General features: G+C 49.5%; 12 protein-coding genes. 7 read left to right on the top strand and 5 right to left on the bottom strand.

Going from position 1 to position 18961, the window contains the following annotated elements; genetic code table 11:
- Positions 1-9 precede the first annotated feature (9 nt).
- Positions 10-1851 (top strand): ABC transporter ATP-binding protein, encoded by a 1842-nt coding sequence (locus HHL17_RS14390; RefSeq protein ID WP_169225390.1) that lies wholly within the window; start codon positions 10-12, stop codon positions 1849-1851.
- A 415-nt stretch (positions 1852-2266) separates the two neighbouring features.
- On the opposite strand, the gene HHL17_RS14385 is transcribed toward HHL17_RS14390, so the two are convergent.
- From HHL17_RS14385 to HHL17_RS14375, 3 genes are all read right to left on the bottom strand, one after another.
- Positions 2267-3049 carry a glycosyltransferase family 2 protein gene (locus tag HHL17_RS14385; protein WP_169225990.1) on the bottom strand — a complete coding sequence of 261 codons (783 nt, stop codon included), beginning with the start codon at positions 3047-3049 and terminating at the stop codon, positions 2267-2269.
- 520 nt (positions 3050-3569) lie between these two features.
- Positions 3570-4997 carry a DNA/RNA non-specific endonuclease gene (locus HHL17_RS14380; RefSeq protein WP_169225389.1) on the bottom strand — a complete coding sequence of 476 codons (1428 nt, stop codon included), beginning with the start codon at positions 4995-4997 and terminating at the stop codon, positions 3570-3572.
- 174 nt (positions 4998-5171) lie between these two features.
- Positions 5172-5588: a hypothetical protein gene (locus HHL17_RS14375; RefSeq protein WP_169225388.1), complete on the bottom strand. Its 417-nt coding sequence runs from the start codon at positions 5586-5588 to the stop codon at positions 5172-5174.
- Positions 5589-5782: 194 nt separating this feature from the next.
- On the opposite strand from HHL17_RS14375, the gene HHL17_RS14370 reads away from it, so the two are divergent.
- Complete coding sequence (locus tag HHL17_RS14370) at positions 5783-7285, top strand: succinate CoA transferase (RefSeq protein ID WP_169225387.1); 1503 nt, start codon at positions 5783-5785, stop codon at positions 7283-7285.
- 75 nt (positions 7286-7360) lie between these two features.
- Here the strand turns inward: HHL17_RS14370 and HHL17_RS14365 are convergent, their stop codons facing one another.
- On the bottom strand, positions 7361-10984 hold the full coding sequence (locus tag HHL17_RS14365) for a T9SS type B sorting domain-containing protein (protein ID WP_169225386.1): 3624 nt from the start codon (positions 10982-10984) through the stop codon (positions 7361-7363).
- Between the two features lie 168 nt (positions 10985-11152).
- On the opposite strand from HHL17_RS14365, the gene HHL17_RS14360 reads away from it, so the two are divergent.
- The 5 genes from HHL17_RS14360 to HHL17_RS14340 all read left to right on the top strand — a co-directional run bounded on the left by HHL17_RS14360 (position 11153) and on the right by HHL17_RS14340 (position 16703).
- Positions 11153-12391, top strand: coding sequence for a multidrug effflux MFS transporter (locus HHL17_RS14360; RefSeq protein WP_169225385.1), 1239 nt, complete (start codon positions 11153-11155; stop codon positions 12389-12391).
- A 365-nt stretch (positions 12392-12756) separates the two neighbouring features.
- On the top strand, positions 12757-13764 hold the full coding sequence (locus HHL17_RS14355; RefSeq protein ID WP_169225384.1) for a helix-turn-helix transcriptional regulator: 1008 nt from the start codon (positions 12757-12759) through the stop codon (positions 13762-13764).
- A gap of 97 nt (positions 13765-13861) precedes the next feature.
- Positions 13862-14932: a serine hydrolase domain-containing protein gene (locus HHL17_RS14350; protein ID WP_169225383.1), complete on the top strand. Its 1071-nt coding sequence runs from the start codon at positions 13862-13864 to the stop codon at positions 14930-14932.
- Positions 14933-14966: 34 nt separating this feature from the next.
- Complete coding sequence (locus tag HHL17_RS14345; RefSeq protein WP_169225382.1) at positions 14967-15350, top strand: TfoX/Sxy family protein; 384 nt, start codon at positions 14967-14969, stop codon at positions 15348-15350.
- A gap of 117 nt (positions 15351-15467) precedes the next feature.
- Positions 15468-16703: a cation:proton antiporter gene (locus HHL17_RS14340; RefSeq protein WP_169225381.1), complete on the top strand. Its 1236-nt coding sequence runs from the start codon at positions 15468-15470 to the stop codon at positions 16701-16703.
- A 46-nt stretch (positions 16704-16749) separates the two neighbouring features.
- Here the strand turns inward: HHL17_RS14340 and HHL17_RS14335 are convergent, their stop codons facing one another.
- The gene (locus HHL17_RS14335) at positions 16750-18906 is read right to left on the bottom strand and encodes a glycoside hydrolase family 3 N-terminal domain-containing protein (protein WP_169225380.1); all 2157 of its coding nucleotides are present in this window, start codon (positions 18904-18906) and stop codon (positions 16750-16752) included.
- Positions 18907-18961: the final 55 nt, after the last annotated feature.

Raw genomic sequence — 18961 nt, 5'->3', positions numbered from 1 at the left:
TACAGTGATATGAAGACATATTTCCGACTCTTAGCTTTTGCCAAACCTATTAACAAATTTGCTATTCCCTATATACTCTGTACGCTGCTGTCGATTATCTTCAGCACATTGAACCTGGCGCTGCTGGCACCACTGCTGGCCACCATTTTCAGCAATGTGAAGGAAATCCCGGCAAAACCCCAAAACTGGTTCGACATCTTCGCAGTTTTTAACTACTATACGGCCTTCGTTTTTAACAAATATGGCGCTATACAAACACTTCGTTTCGTCTGTGGCTGTATCGTGGTTTCTGTATTACTCGGTAACCTGTTTCGGTACTTTGCCGACAAAATCATGGAAAGCCTGCGCATCCATACCCTCCTGAACCTGAGAAAGTCGGTTTTCAACAACGTGATGAACCTCCACCTGGGATACTTCAGCAATGAACGCAAAGGGGACATCATCTCCAAAATCGCCAGCGACGTTCAGACAGTACAATACACCGTGACCGGCACCCTGCAGGTGATCTTTAAAGAACCGGTTGCCCTGCTGTTTTACCTGGTGATGCTGTTCATCATCTCCTATAAACTGACGCTGGCCTCCATGCTGATAATACCGGTGGCAGGCTTTCTGATCTCCAAAATTGTTAAAAAGCTGAAACAACATGCGGAGGAAGCCCACCGTACCTACGGGCTGATGATCAGCTATCTGGACGAAGCCCTTCATGGTATCCGTATCATTAAGGCCTTCAACGCCGTTAAGTTTACCACCGACCGCTTCAATAACGAAAATGTCCGCTACTCCAAAATTGGCCGCGCAATGGCCAGCAGACAACAGCTGGCTTCACCAGTGTCTGAAACGCTGGGCGTGATCATGGTGGCGGGTATCGTATTATATGGCGGTACCCTCGTGCTGTCCAACCAGGGTGATCTCAGTGCAGCGGCCTTTATCGCCTATATTGCCCTGTTTTCCCAGGTGATGCGCCCCGCCAAAGCGATCTCTACTTCCTTTAGCAACATTCACTCCGGGGTGGCTGCCGGCGAACGCGTACTCGAACTGATCGATGAGAAACCTGCCATCGTGGATGCACCCGATGCTGCGGTCATCACAGGCTTTGAAAAAGAAATTGAATTTAGAAATGTGACTTTTGCCTACGGCGAAAAAACGATCCTCAAAAATATTAACCTGATCATACCAAAAGGTAAGACAGTGGCGCTTGTAGGCCCTTCCGGCGGTGGTAAATCCACGATGATGGACCTTATTCCCCGCTTCATCGAGCCCCAGTCCGGCAGTATCCTCATCGATGGCCGCCCATTGCAAAGCGTGACCATGGAGTCTTTACGCTCTCAATTAGGCCTGGTCAACCAGGAGTCTATCCTTTTCAACGACAGTATCTTCAATAATATCGCTTTCGGCACGCCCGATGCTACGCCTGAAGCTGTAGAGGCAGCAGCCCGTATTGCCAACGCCCACGAATTTATCATGGGCACGGCCGAAGGCTATCAGACCAATATCGGCGACAAAGGCTCGAAACTCTCCGGCGGACAAAGACAACGTATCTGTATCGCCCGTGCTGTACTCAACAACCCGCCGGTGATGCTGCTGGACGAAGCTACCTCCGCGCTCGATACAGAATCTGAAAAAATGGTGCAGGACGCTCTCAATAACCTGATGAAATACCGCACCTCCCTCGTTATTGCTCACCGCCTCAGTACCATCCAGAATGCCGACCTCATCGTTGTGCTGGAAAACGGAAAGATCGTGGAGCAAGGCTCACACCTCGATCTGACAGCCAACAACGGCCTCTATAAGAAACTCATCGACATGCAGACCTTCGCCTCCAACAAGGAAGAAGCTGTGACAGAAGAATAGATAAATTATATTATAAATAGTCACATATTATTATGGCCGCATATATATGCGGCCATAATAATATACTGCATTATCGATATCGGGGTGCTCTCCTCTACGCTATTTGATACCAATCCGGATGCTGTTAGGGGAAGATAGATGGGCCTTTCCGTGTGCAGTAGCTGACCGCTCCCGTCCGCCGAATATCCGACCATCGATTTCAAAACCATCTCTGTAGGCAAAACATAGTCGCCGGCCGTGGCCGCTCAACTCATGCAGACGAAAAATTGCTGGAAGCCGGTTATCTGTACGACACCCTGTTAGGTGGCCGTCCTGACAGATTTCGGAAAGAATAGACATGGGCTTTGCAAAAGAAAGCTCAAGCCCCTTCCGTACTAACCGGCGGAAAATCGTAGAAGTCCTGTTGCAGGTAATTTTAGTGGTGATAACCGTTTGTGCAATAGGTTATCCCTCTTTTTAAAGTATCAAGGTAAACTCTGTAGTTAACATTCTCGTGAACCCGGTCATTGAGGGGATGGTGCAGATGATAACAAACTGCTTTCATCTTCACCTTTTTCTGGCTCAGGCCAGAGTTAATAAAACGTGCAGCCAGTTCGATATCCTCATGGCCCCACCCTTTTAATTCATTATTATATCCATTCACACGAAGGAAATCTTTCTTCCAGTAGGCACAATTAGCACCGATAAAATTATTGGAGCGCTTGCTTTTCTTAATCAATAGTGGAGCGAGAAACGGAATACGTACACCATTAAACCGGTTCTTTATACCACGGCCAAATATCGTCACATTTCCGAATTCACCGGAGCGCAGAAAATAACGGGTCTTGTCTTCCGGCAACAATACACGGCTGCCACGGATATAATACCCTTCCTCCGCCTCATTGATATGATCCCTGACAAAGTTCTCGTTCAATACAATATCCCCGTCGATCTGTATAATATAATCAGATTCAGTTCCGGAGATAGCCTGGTTGATAATGATAGTCTTCCTGAAACCGTCATCCGGATGCCAGAAATGTTTTACCGGAATAGTACTGCTCCGCTTGAACGTTTCAATGACATATCTGGTAGTGTCGCCTGATCCATCATCTGCAATGATGATCTCATTTGGCAAAACAGTTTGCCTCAACACACTTTCAAGAACGAGCTTTAACGCTTCTGGCCAATTGTAGGTTGTAATTAATAAGGCCACGGTCATCCTATCACCCATATAATCTGAACTTATATAATTTTTGTTATTTTTTAATTGCTGTTTCCATCGAGCACCGACTGATACTTGCCTGGTATAACGCCTGCCTTTTACTGTTTATTACAGCTGCACTCTCCCGCTTACCTGGCGGTATTGGAAGCAATGGGTGCTGCAATCAGTGAAAATTGTAGGTCTTTTGTCAGTTTCAAACTATGCTCGTTATCTCACCAATCATTCTCTATTGTTAGCTAACGAATTAAGGTCTTCAAATGTTACACATACATAAATACAAAAGGTTAAAATTCTTCAATAAAGAAAAGTTACTAATATGGCTAGTTGACAATTAGCGTATTTTTTACCTTTATATTTTACTCTTTTCAAGAGATAAAACGTTATGCTGTTAAAAATATGGCAAATTTATGCAATTTATAATTAATTATTACAACGCCCAATATTTTTTTTATGCCGTGCCCCCTACCGGTTTTCCGTTAGAAGGAAATTCACTACTGCAACATTCATGCTAACCTCATCATTCACCGGTATCTATCTTCCGCACCAACTCCTCACGCACTGCAGCCGGCACATTGGACAACAACCTGTAACCAGTGGCCTTTTCAATCTCTTCTATGGAAGTTAGGTATGCAGACCACTTAGTGTTCACTTCATTATTATTAGGCGTATTAACAGCAATCACGCGCGTTTGTCTGGACACCCGCTTCAAATCATTATTGCCCTCCGGTAACACCACGATCACTTTCCAAATCCTCGCAGGCACATTCACCCTGCTGCCTGCAATCTTTTTAGACATGCCTTTGCTGCCTGTACCACCACTACCATAACTACCCATGATCACGTACACCTCATTGCCATCTTTCACGAGCGAACGGGTATACCCCTCCAGATTGGACCATAAATGCTGATTGTGATTAGGCGCCTGCGGAATCATGTTCGTCATCAGGAAAGTGGCCTCATTAGCATCCCGCGAAGCGGTACGGTCACCTGACGGACAGTTATGCCCCCTGTCAAATCCGCTGCCGCTGTAACTGAATTGTGTCACCTGAAACCAGCCTTCCGGCACATCCGCATCAGGCCTGAAATCATTCCCCCGGGCCATACGCCCCAGGTCCCCGGCAGTAATATGCCAGCTCACCCAGTTGGGCGTTCCGTTGTCGCGGTTATATGACAAAGTATAATACCCTTTATCCATCAGGTAATTGTTGGGCATCACTACTGCGGGCGTGGCATTGCTGGGGTTGCCCAACAACAGGTTGTCATCATCTCCGCGTACGGCCCCTTCTCCTTTCTCCGGCTTCACCACAGGCACTTCTTTACCACCTGCGCTCACTCGGATGGCGTCGATATTAAGACGGCTCCCGCTCTTGTCAGTCTTCCGTATCCTGAAACGGATAGTAGATGACGTAGTAGCTGTAAAACTAACTGTTTGCAGACTGTTGGACCCTGCCTCTACGGTATTGCCTACTTTGGTAAAACGCTGTCCACGGTTCACTGACGCCCACAATTCCCAGGCGCCTTCTTTATCTTTTCCATACAGCGCATATTTCAGTGTAACCGTCACAGTGCCATTCACCACGATATCAAAGTCCATTGTGGCCATACCATTATCACGGATACGCAATGCCTGCGTACCCACTTTATGGTCTTCGTCCAGACTGCCGGTCACGGCATCTTTGAACTCCCAGCTGCCGCTGGACAGGTCCACACTTTCTGAATTGTAATTGGTCTTACTGCCTTTTTCGAAATCTTCCTGCAACAGGTATTTGCTGGTTTTCTTTTTTGAATGCGATTTTGCGGCAGTCTTCCGTGGAGGTTCTTTTTCCTTTCTCCCGGCTATCTTCCGGGAACAGGTAGTCACAGCAAAAGTGACAAGTATCAGTATAACGGCTACGGCTAAACTATTATTCGATTTTTTCTTCTTAGGAGTCTTCTTCTTTGGCATAAGGCCGCGAAGATAATAAAGAAGATGATAGGTTGATCTGTTGTAAAAACAAAGCCAGAGAATATACAGATAGGCGTGCAGGTGATACTGCCGGCAGAATTATCATGTATCATAAAAAGAGGTTTGCCGCGTAAAACGACAAACCTCTTTTATAAATAAAATAGATGTATCCGGTTAGAAGAATAACTGCGACAAAACATTCGCCGCATCATTGGTTTTGGGTTTCAGGCCCAGGAACTTGGTGTACTGCGCAGCGGTCAGCAACAGTTTGAGTTTGGAGAAAAGACCGCCTTGCAGGCCAGCGAATTTAGACGCATAAGACGCAGGATTGCTCTGCTGCAAAGGCAAAATACCCGCTTTTTGTTTCAGAAAACCAGTCACCAGATCGGTTACTTTCGGCTTCTGTACTTCTGTCAGCCCAAGCGCCGGTGTCAGCTTCGACAAAATGCTACTGGCTACGCCGCCATAATTGGCTAAAGGATTCTGTACACTGCCGGCCGTTTTCTTCGCCTGGTCCAGTATACTCTGAGCCTGCACGGAGGCCGCAGTAAAAAAGCAAACACATAACAGGGAGAGGAACACTTTTTTCATGTTGCAGGATGGTTTATGTAATGGAAATGAAAGTGACAGCCTATACACTATAAATATAACGATAAAAACAGTGCTCCGGATTGGCCGGAACAAATAAAAGTTTGTCCCAGATGCACTAATCGGCCACCAGAAACCGTCCTAATATTGTACCCGCAATCCGCAAGTAACATTTGCCTTTGCCACATTCCTGCACCATGTACGAAGAACGCATCAAGAGAAGAGACTTACTACAGAAGATCACCAGCGCCGAACAAGCCGCCACGTTGTTTAAAGACCAAATGGTCGTGGCCTCCAGCGGCTTTACCAAAGCGGGCGACAGCAAAGCGGTATTAAAAGCACTGGCATCAACAGCTCCTGCTAAACCTCTCAGAATAACGCTGCTCACAGGGGCCTCACTGGGTCATGACACAGACGGGGCCCTGGCTGAAGCAGGTATCTTGCACAAACGCATGCCCTTCCAGGTAGACCCTGCGTTACGCAAAAAAATCAACAGCGGCGAAGTGCTCTTTATCGATCAGCATCTCGGTGAAAGCGCCTCATTCGTGGAAGAGAAAATCATTCCCCGTGTAGACATCGCTGTCATTGAAGCATTGCTGATTGAGGAAGAGGGCAGCATCGTTCCCACAACGTCGGTCGGCAATTCCGCTGCTTTTGCTGCTGCGGCAGATAAAATCATCGTGGAGATCAATCTCTCTGTGCCCCTTTCTATATATGGCGTACACGATATTTTCTCCGCAGGCATATGGCCTGATAAACAAATCATCCCCATCACCCATGCCGGCGCCCGCGTTGGACGACAGTCCATCCTGGTTGACCCGGAGAAAATTGTGGCGGTAGTACTAACCACCACCACCGACAGTCCGGCATCTATCAATGAAAGGGATGAAAAAACCACGGCCATCGCCGGCCATCTGCTGGAATTCTTTTCACATGAAATCAGGAAAGGCCGGCTGCCACAGTCACTCCGGCCATTACAGTCCGGTATCGGCAAAGTAGCCAACGCGGTCATGGAAGGCTTTATGGATGGTAACTTCCATCACCTCACCATGTACTCCGAAGTGATACAGGACAGTGCGTTCAACCTGATTGATGCCGGTAAACTGGAAGTAGCGTCGGCATCCTCCATCACCGTCTCACAGGCTTGCTACAACAGGGTTTTCAGCAATTTTGAAAAGTATAAACCACATGTCATCCTGCGACCACAGGATATCAGCAACGCTGCGGAAGTCATCCGCCGCCTGGGCGTGATCAGCATCAATACAGCGATTGAGTGCGACATCTACGGCAACGTCAATTCCACCCACATCGGCGGCACCTCCATGATGAACGGCATCGGTGGCTCCAATGATTTCGCACGTAACGCATACCTGAGCATATTCGTAACACAGTCATCTTCCAAAGCCGGCGGTATTTCGCACATTGTTCCAATGGCTTCCCATATAGACAATACTGAACATGATGTAGATATTATAGTGACAGAGAACGGTCTGGCAGATTTACGGGGACTCGCGCCCCGGGAACGGGCAAGACTGATCATATCCAAATGCGCGCATGCCAGCTACAAAGACGAACTGAACAACTATTTTACCAACGCCTGCAGCCGCGGAGGGCACACCCCTCACCTGCTGCAGGAGGCGCTTAGCTGGCATGGCCGCTTTAACGAAAACGGGACCATGCTTAAAACTGTTCGTGTATAGTGTGTGTGAAGGATGAAAAAAAGAAACCGGCTCTTCACTGGGAGCCGGTTTTCCTTTTTATAAGCTGTTCAACGGTTATCGTATAAGCGTCACCGTTCCTTTTATCAGTTTGACGGTACCATCTATATATTCTACCGTAGCAAAATACACATAGGTGCCTATATCCGCTTTTTTTCCGTTTACAAGGCCGTTCCAGCCATACCCCCGGTCATTGGCCGGCGTATTCACCGCCTCAAATACCTTGTTGCCCGAACGGTTAAACACCGACAGGTTGCGGACCTGCCGGATATCCCAGCTGCCAATCACATAGAAATAATCATTCTGCCCATCGCCATTGGGAGAGAAAGCGTTCGGCATACTGATGCCCGCGTTCACAAAAGTTTGTATCCGTACACTGGCAGTGTCGGTACACCAGTAATCGTTGGTGGCAGTCACCACATAACGCATGGACGAAGTGGCTGCCGCCACCGGGTAAGGACAGGTAACGCAGGACAAGCCCGATTGTGGTTCCCATGCATAGGAAGTGGCAGGACCACCGGTAACGCTCGTGCGCAGCGGCACGCTGGCCGGCCTGGGCAATGAGATCAATGCCGGCGTGGCACTAACGGTAAACGCTTCATAATCCACCACGCTCTGGTTGTTGGTATAATCTGTTTCCTCCCATACAAATCCACCCCTGTCATTCACCACAGCCGCCACTTCCGCAGTACCGGGCGCGCTGAGCACATGGGTAAACTCACGGCAGTCGCCTTCCTTAGCTGCCGGTGTATAAAACAATGGCTGCAATAACGTCGTTCGTCCGTTGCCGGGATCACCGTTATAAAAGGATACCGGTATTTTTTTGAAGATGGTATCGTAGCCGTTTGCTACACATACTTTGAACTTCACCAGGATATGCTGATTATCGTAACAATGCGCCGACAACAACGTAACGGTGAGGTCCGGCGGAACCAGGTGTACATACTCCTCTCCTTTCAGTACACAGCCGTAGCGATTGGTCAACTGCAATCCTATCCGGCTGCTGTCCAGCATCCGGACGGACGGAGCAGGGCAATTGCTGCAATCCATCGTATAAGCGTCGCTGTTATCCCAACGGATAGTAATCGGATCAAAGCCGGTCACTGCATAGTAAAAATGGAACGGCGCTTTGCGGAATACGGTCGTGTCTTTCGGGAATACCGTCAGCACTGGCGCCACATAAGCCACGGTATGGGTATTATTGGTATAATCTGCTTCATTCAGACCGGTAGCTGGCGGAAATGCCTGACGGTCTTTATTGACTACAGCCACTACCTGTCCGGTAGCGGTGTTCCTGATAGACTGGCCATAACTGCTGCAAACACCGGCAGAGGCCAATGGTGTCAGGAAGGTATTGCCCAGCTTCCCCGCAGCCGGGTCACCCGGAAGACGGTCATAAAAGTCCACCTGCAAAGAAGCGGGTATATTACCTGGTGCATAAGCATTGCACAACGAGAAGTCCACATGCAAACTATCACCGCGGGAACAATCCAGTTTATCCAGTTTTACGGTATAGTCATCTACGGGGGGAATGTGTATAGTAGCGACAGTATCCGCATAACAGGCATATTGCGTATAGCCCCGAACCTTCACGGTGGTGACGGTATCTTTGCGATAAGGTGCGGTAAACGTTGAATTGATGCAGGCAGTACAATCCAGGTAAGGCGATGCGTCCCAGGTGGCAGTGGTAATGGTGCCTCCTTTGGAGGTGGGCTTCAATACCAGCTGTTGCTGTGGTGTCAGGGTATAGTCGCCCGGGGCAAGGGACACATGAAACCGGAAACCTTTCTTAAAGCTCACATTATTGCCGTAGTTACTTTCTTCTACACTGGTGCTGGCATTGGGTAATACCAGCGGGAAAACGGTCCCGTTGTCGTTCATCACTGTTACCAAAGTATCGATGCCATCACGGCCGGCATCCACAATGGTCGTGTAAAGTACCGATACACATTTACCCGGCAGGTCTGCGGGCAACGGGAACGGTGTTCCCAGCCGCTTGCCTTTCCCCAGCCGCGGATCATCGTCATAAAAAGAGACAGGGGTATTTTTAGGGATGGTCACATAACCTTTGTTTTCAAAGTACAGCTTTACCCGTAGCTTGTTCTGCTGGTAACATTCCACGGCAGACACGTACACTACACCGTCGGCAGTAGGATCTTCCACCACAATGGTGACCGGGTTCGTATAGTCTTCACAGTGCCCATCAGTAGCGTATAGGCGTACTTTATAATTGGCGGGCGTGTTAAATACATAATCCAGCTGTTCATTTGTGCTCACCACTGTTTCAGCCATTCCCTGGTCGTTGCTGATCAGCCATTTCCAGGAGGTGGCATTTCGGGAACGGTTGGTAAATACCACATGGTCTGTCTGTATGCCCAGTTTAGAAGCGATCTTGCGTTTGTCGGGATAAAAGCGGGCCACTACGCCGCAGCTTACCGCCATGGCATCAGTGGTGGAAGCATGGCAGCCGGTCACGTTGTCGGTTACACGTAACTCCAGCTGATAGGTCTTCTGTACTGTGACCGGAAGCGCCAGCGTAATGCCTGTTCCCGCGGGGGCGCCATCTACCAGCCACTGATAGGACTGTCCCGCAGCGGCGGTGGCGGTGAAAGTCACCACATCCCCAACTACCGGATAATCGATATCACGGCCAAAAGCAGCTGTGACAGCGCCCGCACACGGATCGTTGCAAACGATACTGGCCTGCATCAGCGGCAGGGCGGCGGCGATGAAGTTACGCATACGCGTAGTCTGACCGGCAGTAAAGCCCAGTACGCAGCCGGTACCCTGGCCATAGTCCATAAAGTTGTCCGGCAGGTCTGGTACGTCAACGGTGAAACCGGATAGTGTGTCCGTGCTACAGGAGTTCTGTGGGGCGCTGCAGGCATAACCACCGGTGATGGTCCTTTCCGGCGGCGTATCGCAGACCATATCTCCATCCGTGAGACAGTCATCGTTTTTACAGTCACGGGCGGCGAAGGTATGCAGCAGACTGAGGTAATGTCCCATTTCGTGGGCCAGCAGGCTCGTTCCCAGTCCGGCCACCACAATATCGCCGCCGGCACTGGCATATCCGCCCATGGTGAGGCGGCTCCAATTGCCGCAGCTGAAGTCCTGCATATAATCGGAGCGGATCTTGGATACCACCCAGATATTAATATAACGGGTACGGTCCCACGCTCCCATATCAGTGACTTCTCCTCCTTCCATGTCCACGTCAAAATCATTCAGGTAGGTGAATGTACGGACAATGCCGCTGGTGCGACCGCCATCAGGCGCTGTTTTAGCGAGGCAGAACCGGATTTTGGTATCGGTGCGGCCGCCGGTAAAAGCGCCGGTGGCGCCGTAAGCGTCATTCAATTCCTGGATAGCGTTGGCCACGTCCAGGTCCGTATAGAGGTTTAGGTTTTCGTTGAGTATATGCACCACCACCGGCAATGTGATGATGGCAGGGTCTGCCAACGGTGCTCCCGGCACCGTCACATATTGACGTTGCAACAGGGCCCGGTTGATGGCCTGTTCCCGTGCCAGGAACGAAGGATTTTGGCGCCATTGCTGTAGTAAAGCGTCTGTGCCGCAGGGACGTACCGTGGCCGGCATTCCTTCCTGGGCATAGATCAGACTGGGGACCAGCAGCAGCAATAAGGCTGCAGCCAGGTTTTTCAATGTGGTAGTGCTCATCTAGACAATAATAGGATGGCGCAAATATATGTAAATTTATTATAATCAATAGTTAACCGGTAGTTATCATTTTCCTCTATGGAGCCATCAATATTATCATTCCGCTAAAGAGCTATAAGAACAAAATGGTTGTTCTACTTTTACAGCTTGATTCTAAACCAACAGACTGTGACACAAGAACATACCCGATCCGGCTATTTTTTCCTGATATTGATACTCGGCTCTTTAACGGCCTTAGCGCCTTTTTCCATCGATATGTACCTGCCGGGTTTTCCGGCGATCGCCAAAGACTTTGGCGTAGAGCAGTCCCGCGTGGGACTGTCCCTCTCCAGTTTTTTCATTGGTATTTCGGCCGGACAGCTGCTGTATGGGCCGTTGCTGGACCGTTTTGGGCGTAAAGTGCCGCTGATACTGGGATTACTGGTATACATCGTGGCCTCGCTGGGCTGCGTATATGCGGGCACGTTAAACAGCCTGGTGATACTTCGTTTTATCCAGGCGCTGGGCAGCTGCGCTGCCACCGTAGCTTCTGTGGCCATGGTACGCGACCTGTTTCCCGTAAAAGAAAATGCGAAAGTGTTTGCCCTGCTGATGCTGGTGGTAGGCGCCTCACCCATGCTGGCGCCAACAATAGGCGGTTATACGGCGGCCGCTTTTCACTGGCATGTTGTATTTATTGTATTGGGGGGTATAGGCCTCCTGTTGCTGCTGGCCACCATCTGGTGGTTGCCGGAAAGTTACAAGCCGGACACCACGCTGTCACTCAAACCAGGGCCTATTATCCAAAGCTTCTGGACCGTGGCCACCACCCCACAGTTCTATGCTTACGCCTTTACCGGCGCCATCGCTTTCTCCGGACTCTTTGCATATGTGTCCGGTTCTCCGCAGGTTTTTATGGACGTATATCACCTCGACGGTAAAACGTATGGCTGGATTTTCGCCGGCCTGTCTATCGGCTTCATCGGTTGCAGCCAGATCAACAGCCTCTTGCTGAAACGATATGAAAGCCGGCAGATAGTACCGGTAGCGCTCACCCTGCAGGGTATCATCGCTGTCGTGATGGCTGTCAGCGCGTGGAACGACTGGCTCAGCCTCACCAGCCTGCTGGTCTCATTATTTTTGTTCCTTTGCTGCATGGGTTTCATTAATCCCAATACAGCTGCGCTCTGTCTTGCGCCATTCACCAAAAATGCGGGTACCGCCTCCGCACTGATGGGTGCGCTGCAAATGGGCATTGGTGCGTTGGCCGCAACTGTGGTCAGCCTTTATGATACCCACAACGCTGTTCCTCTCGCCCTTACCATGTGCAGCACGTCTCTGTTCGCGATGATGGTGTTGTTCATCGGTCGCCGGCAGATCAAAACCACGGTTGCCGCAGATAAAGGCAGCGCCGTTTTATCCCACTAGAAAAAATAACTAAAAAAATTCCATCTCCCCACATGTGGGGAGATGGACATACAACAGTTTTCCCCGATCTTTGCTCCAATAAAAAAACTGTAGTCATCAGCCCAATGTGCGCCCGGGAAAAAAATTTCTCCGGATGAAAGAAAGATATTAATTTATCGACATATTTAAAGACTGGATAAATAGTCTTCTATTTTGTTTGAAAAAAACCCGAATTTGACATAGTACTTTTCTCCGTGATAGACTGTTTTAAGTAATGACAAAAACAATATATCACAGACACAAATGACCATGACTTTATAACTGACCTATTCCCGTCAAGTAAGGATTATGTATTAGAGACATTCAGTTTTAATCGTATTTTTTTTATGGATGACCAAAATACTATCAAACCCACGCCAGAACGCAAAATACTTCTGATAGAACGCGATGACCAGTATTTCACCCCTTTGGAGCTGATCCCGGACGATTTCAATGATACCGTGATTCCCTTTGCCCGGCAGTATTTCAAGCAGGACGCAGATTGCGACATGTTCTGCCAGAACATCAAAGTAAGGGACTTTTCCATCTGGCATCATGAAGTACTGGCCAAAAGAAATATTCTGCTCACCCCCTATTCACCGCGGCATATCCTGGCACTTCATTTTAACCAGGCTGACGCCGTGGTAGCCAATATTCACGGGAGAGGCGACTTCAACATGGTAGGACGCCAGATCTGCCTGTTCAACCTGCCAGAGCAAATGCACACCGTCCCTGTTATTCCCGGGATACAAATCAGCAGTTTTCATATCAACATCATACCCGGTTGTATGGGAGCGCTCGTACGGGAATTCCCGGAACTCAGAGGCCTTCTGGGCAAAAAAGTCACTGATCAGAGTGAACCGCTCAATCTGCGTGATTGTACCACCAATATAGCGATCCAGCTGCTGCTCGATGTCATCAAGGAATGCCGCCTGATTGAAGATCAGGCTGAATGCATCCTGCGCCGCTGCTGTGTAGCTATCTTCAGCAATTACCTCTGCCAGGACGCTACACCTGAAAATATCCAGCGCCCCGTAGATGATACCACGCTGACAAGTGTTTTTCAATACCTGAAAGACAATGTACAACTGGAATCTCCCCTGATGCACACGGCCTTTCTGTTTAACCTGCCCAGCGCGGTACTGGCGGGCGCATTTGAAAACATGTTCTATATTCCCCTGGAAGATTTTGCCTTCCAGCAGAAAATGCTGAAAGCCTATCATCTCCTGGTATACAAAGATATTCCCCTCGCTGAAATCGCCCACAGCATTGGTCTGCCGGACGAACATGCATTTACTATCGCATTTATCAACTATTTCCATTGCGATCCGGTGTATATACGGAACGCCCAATGACCATGTCCTATTCATATATCCGCTGTCGCCTGATTTTTTTCAGGCGACAGGCGGAGTTTTTCCCCGTTTTCCCCTTCCTTTGCACAAATCTTTTTTCATGCGTGCATCCCTGTCAGCATTCTTTCTGATGCTGCTCTTCGCTGTTACTTCTGCTGCCCAGTCTCTTCATACCTACGTTGACAGTCTCCGGCAAGCCCATCATATCCCTGCGCTCGGCTACGCTGTGGTATCATCAGATACTGTTTTCGACATCGGTATGACAGGCATCCGTAAAATCAACACAAACATCCCGGCCACCATAGATCATCAGTTTCGGATAGGCTCCAACACCAAAGCCATCACCTGCATGATTGCGGCCATGCTGGTACAACAGCGCATGCTCACCTGGGACACGCCTTTCTTCAGGCTCTTTCCCGGCTGGAAAGCCAACTGTAGTAAAGCGTATCATCATCTCACCCTGCAACAGCTGCTAACATTCCGTAATAACCTTACCCACTATACGTATACACATCCCCTTCCCCGCCCCCAACAAATCACCGGCAACGAAGCGGACCAACGCCTGCAATTTGCCCAATGGCTGCTGCAACAGCCGCCAGTCACAGATACTGGGCTCAACCTCACTAACAGTGGCTATGTCCTCGCCGGCCTCATGCTGGAAAAAGCCAGCGGCAAAACCTATGCTCAACTGCTGAAAGCACTAGGCCAACCACTGCACATCCGGTTCGGCCTTGGCAGCCCTAACGTTGCCGATAGTACGCAGCCATGGGGCCACGACGCACAGGGCCGTCCCGAAGCACCGGCGTATAATCCCAAACTCAACTGGTTGCAGGTGGCCGGTAACATCCACATCAGCCTCCGGGACTATACCCGGTTTATACAGGAACATTTACGCGGCCTCACCGGAAAATCATCTCTGCTTCCGGCCGATGCATTCCAACAACTGCATTTTGGTCTTCCCGGCTTCGCTTATGGCTGGTTCACAGACATCAACACGAACAGTCACCCGATATCGTATAACAGCGGCACACCAGGTACCTTCGTCACCACGGTAAAAGTTATTCCTGCTGTCAACCGGGCTTATATTGTTTTCACCAACATACAACAGGAAAATACCCCAGGCGTTGTTGACTCCCTCCTGCATACGCTCGAAATAAAATATGGATATTAACCTGTATCTTTAATACATACAAAACCCCTCCCATATGGCTTTTGATGAAAAAATGGCCGATCGCGTCAGAGAACTGATCGCTCCTGCGTCTGCCAATGTAGAAGAAAAGAAAATATTCGGTGGCCTTTGTTTTATGGTCGATGATAAAATGTGTGTTGGCGTAAAGGCCGACCACATCATGTTGCGCATCGACCCGGCACTGACCGAAGGCGCACTGGAGGAAGAAGGTTGCAAACCCATGGTGCACGGCGGCAAAACAATGCCCGGGTTTGTGTTCGTGGACAACAGCGCACTACGCACTAAAAAACAGCTGGAACACTGGGTGGAAAGGGCTTTGGCCTATAACAAGTTGGCATCCCCATCCAAAAAGAAAACGGCCGCTGCCCCGAAAAAGAAAGCAGCTGCTAAAAAAAAGTAGCCGTTCCGGGCCGCCAGTAGGGCGATTTACAAATGTTTTTCTATCTTTAGCCCCCCCTATAGTGATAGCATTATCATTTTTAAATCTGTATTCTTTAACTGGCATTATCTGGAAGCTATGAACACTTTTACCATTATTACGGCTTTAATCACTATCAGTGCGCTGATTTCGTACATCAACAACCGGTTTATCAAACTCCCTGGAACCATTGGCGTGATCGTGGTTTCGCTGTTGTTGTCCCTGCTGATTTTGTTTACCGGTAAAATTTTTCCCGACGCTTACGCGTTCATCAAAGACCTCACCAGCAGCATCGATTTTACACAGACATTGCTGGACATTATGTTAGGTTTCCTCCTGTTTGCAAGCGCCCTGCAATTTGATTTTCAGAAACTGAGAGAGCAACGTTACCCAGTGCTGATACTTAGCACCGTTGGGGTAATCGGATCTACCTTCATCTTTGGTTATCTTCTGTATTGGGCCACCGGACTACTGCACATCGAACTACCGTTGCTCTACTGCCTGCTGTTTGGTGCGCTCATTTCACCAACCGATCCGGTAGCGGTGATGTCTGTGCTGAAAAAATCCAAAGTCCCTTCTTCGCTGGAAACTATTATCGGTGGCGAATCCCTGCTGAATGACGGTACCGGCATCCTGCTGTTCGTTATTCTGAAAGAGCTGGCGGCCAGCACCGACGCACATGTCTCTTTTTCACATACGGTCGCCCTGTTTTCGCAGGAAGTGTTCGGCGGCATCCTGCTGGGCGTTATCTCCGGGCTGGTGGCCTATCGTACCATGAAACGGGTGGATGACTTCCAGATCATCGTCATGGTGTCTTTATCCATGGTTATGGTGATATCTGCACTGGGCGCCATGCTGCATGTGTCTATTCCGCTGGCGGCGGTTTCTGCGGGCCTTATCCTCGGCAATACATCCCTGGGTACCAAACAGTCAGAAGACATGCAACGCTATTTCCATAATGTATGGCATTTGATAGATGAGCTGCTCAATACTATTCTCTTTGTGATGATCGGGCTCCAGATCGTACTCATGCCGTTTCTGAAAAATTACTGGCTGACAGGCCTCTTCGCCGTACTCTTCGTGCTGGTGGCCAGGGCCATGAGTATCTATATCCCGTCATTACTGCTGAAACGTTCACTGAAAACAACCTACAAAGGCATTACAATACTGGTATGGGCCGGTCTTCGTGGGGGCATCTCCGTGGCACTCGCCATGTCTCTCCCGGAGTCGCCTTACAAGGAAATCATTCTCTCGGGAAGCTATTTCGTGGTGCTGTTCTCCATCATTATACAGGGACTGACCCTAAAACGGGTGGTCAACAAAATGATCGCATAACGGCTGTAAAAAAGAATGCCAGGGCTTCCGTCCTGGCATTTCTTTTTTATTTTATCACGATGTTACGTGTTAGCTTAAAATCGGTGGAAGATGATCCGATGTGTACACCATAAGTTCCTTTATACAGTTTCCAGCGCTGCTGTTGCAGGTCCCACTTCTGTAATTCAGTCATTGGTATTTCCAGCGTCACGGCGGTAGTTTGGCCCTGTTTTACCAGCACCCGTTTAAATGCTTTCAGCTCTTTCAACGGCATCCTTTCCTGGTTCGGATAAGTGATATAGGCCTGTAATACTTCATCCCCATCCATGTTGCCGGTATTACGTACGTTAACGGTCATACGAATGGTGTCATTCAGTTTGTACCCATTGGCAGGCGCCTGTTGCCAGTCATATGCAAAAGTGGTATAACTCAGACCGAAGCCGAAAGGATAAGCCGCCTTGCCCGTAAAGTAACGGTAGGTACGGTTCTTCATGCTATAGTCCTTGTAATCCGGAAGATCTTTCAGCGATTGATAGAAGGTGACCGGGAGGCGCCCTGCGGGCGAATATTTTCCGAAGATGATATCTGCGAGTGCAGTACCTCCTTGTTCTCCGGGGTACCACGCCAGGATGATCGCATCTGCATAAGGCTCAATAGCAGCCACGTCTACTGCGCTACCAGCCGTAATCACTGCAATGATCGGCTTTTTGTGCGCAGCCCTTAATTTCTGCATAAACACCACCTGGGAACGGGGAAGGCTCAACGAATTTTTATCTCCACCGGAAGCAGACAGGAAAGCATCGCCCTCTTCTCCTTCCAGCAATGGCGTCAGTCCTATCACCGCCACGGTCACATCACAGTTTTGAGACGCCCATATGCCACCAAAATGCAGCGTATCGGTAAAATCACATCCCTGGTCATATTGTGTGGCCATGCCCGGACCGGCTGCTTTGCTAAGGCCTGCGGTGAAAGTCACCATATTGCCGGACACGCCGTGATAGTTGCCCATCAGTGCTTCCAGCGAGGCGGAGTTGGAACCGGTGACCAGCATGGAGGCATATTTCTCTTGCTGCAATGGCAACACCCCATTATTTTTCAGCAGCACCATGCTCTCCCTGGCAGCCTGCAACGCCAGCGTAGTATGCCAGGCATTATTCACGCTGTCAGCGCCGTAACCGCTGTAACGGCTGTTTCCCGGCGCATCATACAGCCCGAGTTTCATCTGTGTACGCAAACTGGCGCTCAGCGCACTATCTACGTCCGCAGGTTTCAGCCAGCCTTTATCAATCGCTTTTAACACATCATCCTGTAAGATATTCGCGCAATCCAGGTTAACACCCGCTTTGATAGCGGCAGCGGCTACCTCTTCACGGGTAGGGATAGCTTTGTGGCGCAACCAGATATCATCCAGCGCCCAGCAATCGGTCACCACCTGCCCACCGAATTTCCACTCTTTCCGCAGGATATCCTGCAGCAAGGTATTACCGGTGCAACAGGGCTGGCTGTTCACCCGATTGTAAGCGCACATGATAGATTCCACATGACCGTCCACCATCTTTTTGAAGGCGTAGAGATAAGTTTCGCGCAGGTCTTTTTCATCTACCACCGCGTTGAAACTGTGACGGTCTGCTTCCGGTCCGCTATGTACGGCAAAATGTTTGGCGCAGGCGGCTGTTTTCAGCGCTCCTGGCTCATCCCCTTGCAGGCCATGTACAAACGCACCCGCCATCGTGCCGGTCAGATAAGGGTCTTCCCCATAGGTCTCCTGTCCCCGGCCCCACCGCGGATCACGGAAGATGTTGACATTCGGCGTCCAGAAATTAAGCCCCATATACTGCACATGACGTCCGGCGGCAACAGCCAGGTTATACTTCGCGCGGGCTTCGGTGGAAATGGAAGCGGCTACGGATTGGGCCAGCGGGGCGTTAAAAGAAGCTGACAGACCGATAGCCTGTGGAAACACCGTGGCTTCACCACCACGGGCGATACCATGCAAAGCTTCATTCCACCAGTTATAAGCAGGCATATGCAGTCGCTCAATAGCGGGACTGTTGTATCCCAGCAGCGAAATTTTCTCCTGTAATGTTAATGTATGCAGCAGATCATTGACGCGCTGATCAACCGGCGCACCGGCCTTCCGGAACAGCGGCTGTTCCTGTGCACACAATGTTCCCACCGGTAGCAGTGCTATCGCATATGCCAGCAGTTTTCTTTTTTTCAACATGCTAAAAGTCTTAAATTGTATATGGTTTAATTCCCGTCGTACATTGCAAGTTATC

The sequence above is a fragment of the Chitinophaga fulva genome, from assembly GCF_012927205.1.
In the GTDB taxonomy this organism is placed as follows: Bacteria; Bacteroidota; Bacteroidia; order Chitinophagales; family Chitinophagaceae; genus Chitinophaga; species Chitinophaga fulva.
The sequence above is the reverse complement of the archived record's forward strand: the minus strand, read 5'-3'. Positions and strand labels throughout refer to the sequence as shown.

Excerpts from the sequence above, each read along its gene's own strand:
- HHL17_RS14350 (WP_169225383.1), top strand. The coding sequence starts at position 13,862 with ATGCGTGCATCCCTGTCAGCATTCTTTCTGATGCTGCTCTTCGCTGTT.
- HHL17_RS14370 (WP_169225387.1), top strand. The coding sequence starts at position 5,783 with ATGTACGAAGAACGCATCAAGAGAAGAGACTTACTACAGAAGATCACC.
- HHL17_RS14385 (WP_169225990.1), bottom strand. The coding sequence starts at position 3,049 with ATGACCGTGGCCTTATTAATTACAACCTACAATTGGCCAGAAGCGTTA.
- HHL17_RS14365 (WP_169225386.1), bottom strand. The coding sequence starts at position 10,984 with ATGAGCACTACCACATTGAAAAACCTGGCTGCAGCCTTATTGCTGCTG.
- HHL17_RS14340 (WP_169225381.1), top strand. The coding sequence starts at position 15,468 with ATGAACACTTTTACCATTATTACGGCTTTAATCACTATCAGTGCGCTG.
- HHL17_RS14380 (WP_169225389.1), bottom strand. The coding sequence starts at position 4,997 with ATGCCAAAGAAGAAGACTCCTAAGAAGAAAAAATCGAATAATAGTTTA.
- HHL17_RS14345 (WP_169225382.1), top strand. The coding sequence starts at position 14,967 with ATGGCTTTTGATGAAAAAATGGCCGATCGCGTCAGAGAACTGATCGCT.
- HHL17_RS14355 (WP_169225384.1), top strand. The coding sequence starts at position 12,757 with ATGGATGACCAAAATACTATCAAACCCACGCCAGAACGCAAAATACTT.
- HHL17_RS14335 (WP_169225380.1), bottom strand. The coding sequence starts at position 18,906 with ATGTTGAAAAAAAGAAAACTGCTGGCATATGCGATAGCACTGCTACCG.
- HHL17_RS14390 (WP_169225390.1), top strand. The coding sequence starts at position 10 with ATGAAGACATATTTCCGACTCTTAGCTTTTGCCAAACCTATTAACAAA.
- HHL17_RS14375 (WP_169225388.1), bottom strand. The coding sequence starts at position 5,588 with ATGAAAAAAGTGTTCCTCTCCCTGTTATGTGTTTGCTTTTTTACTGCG.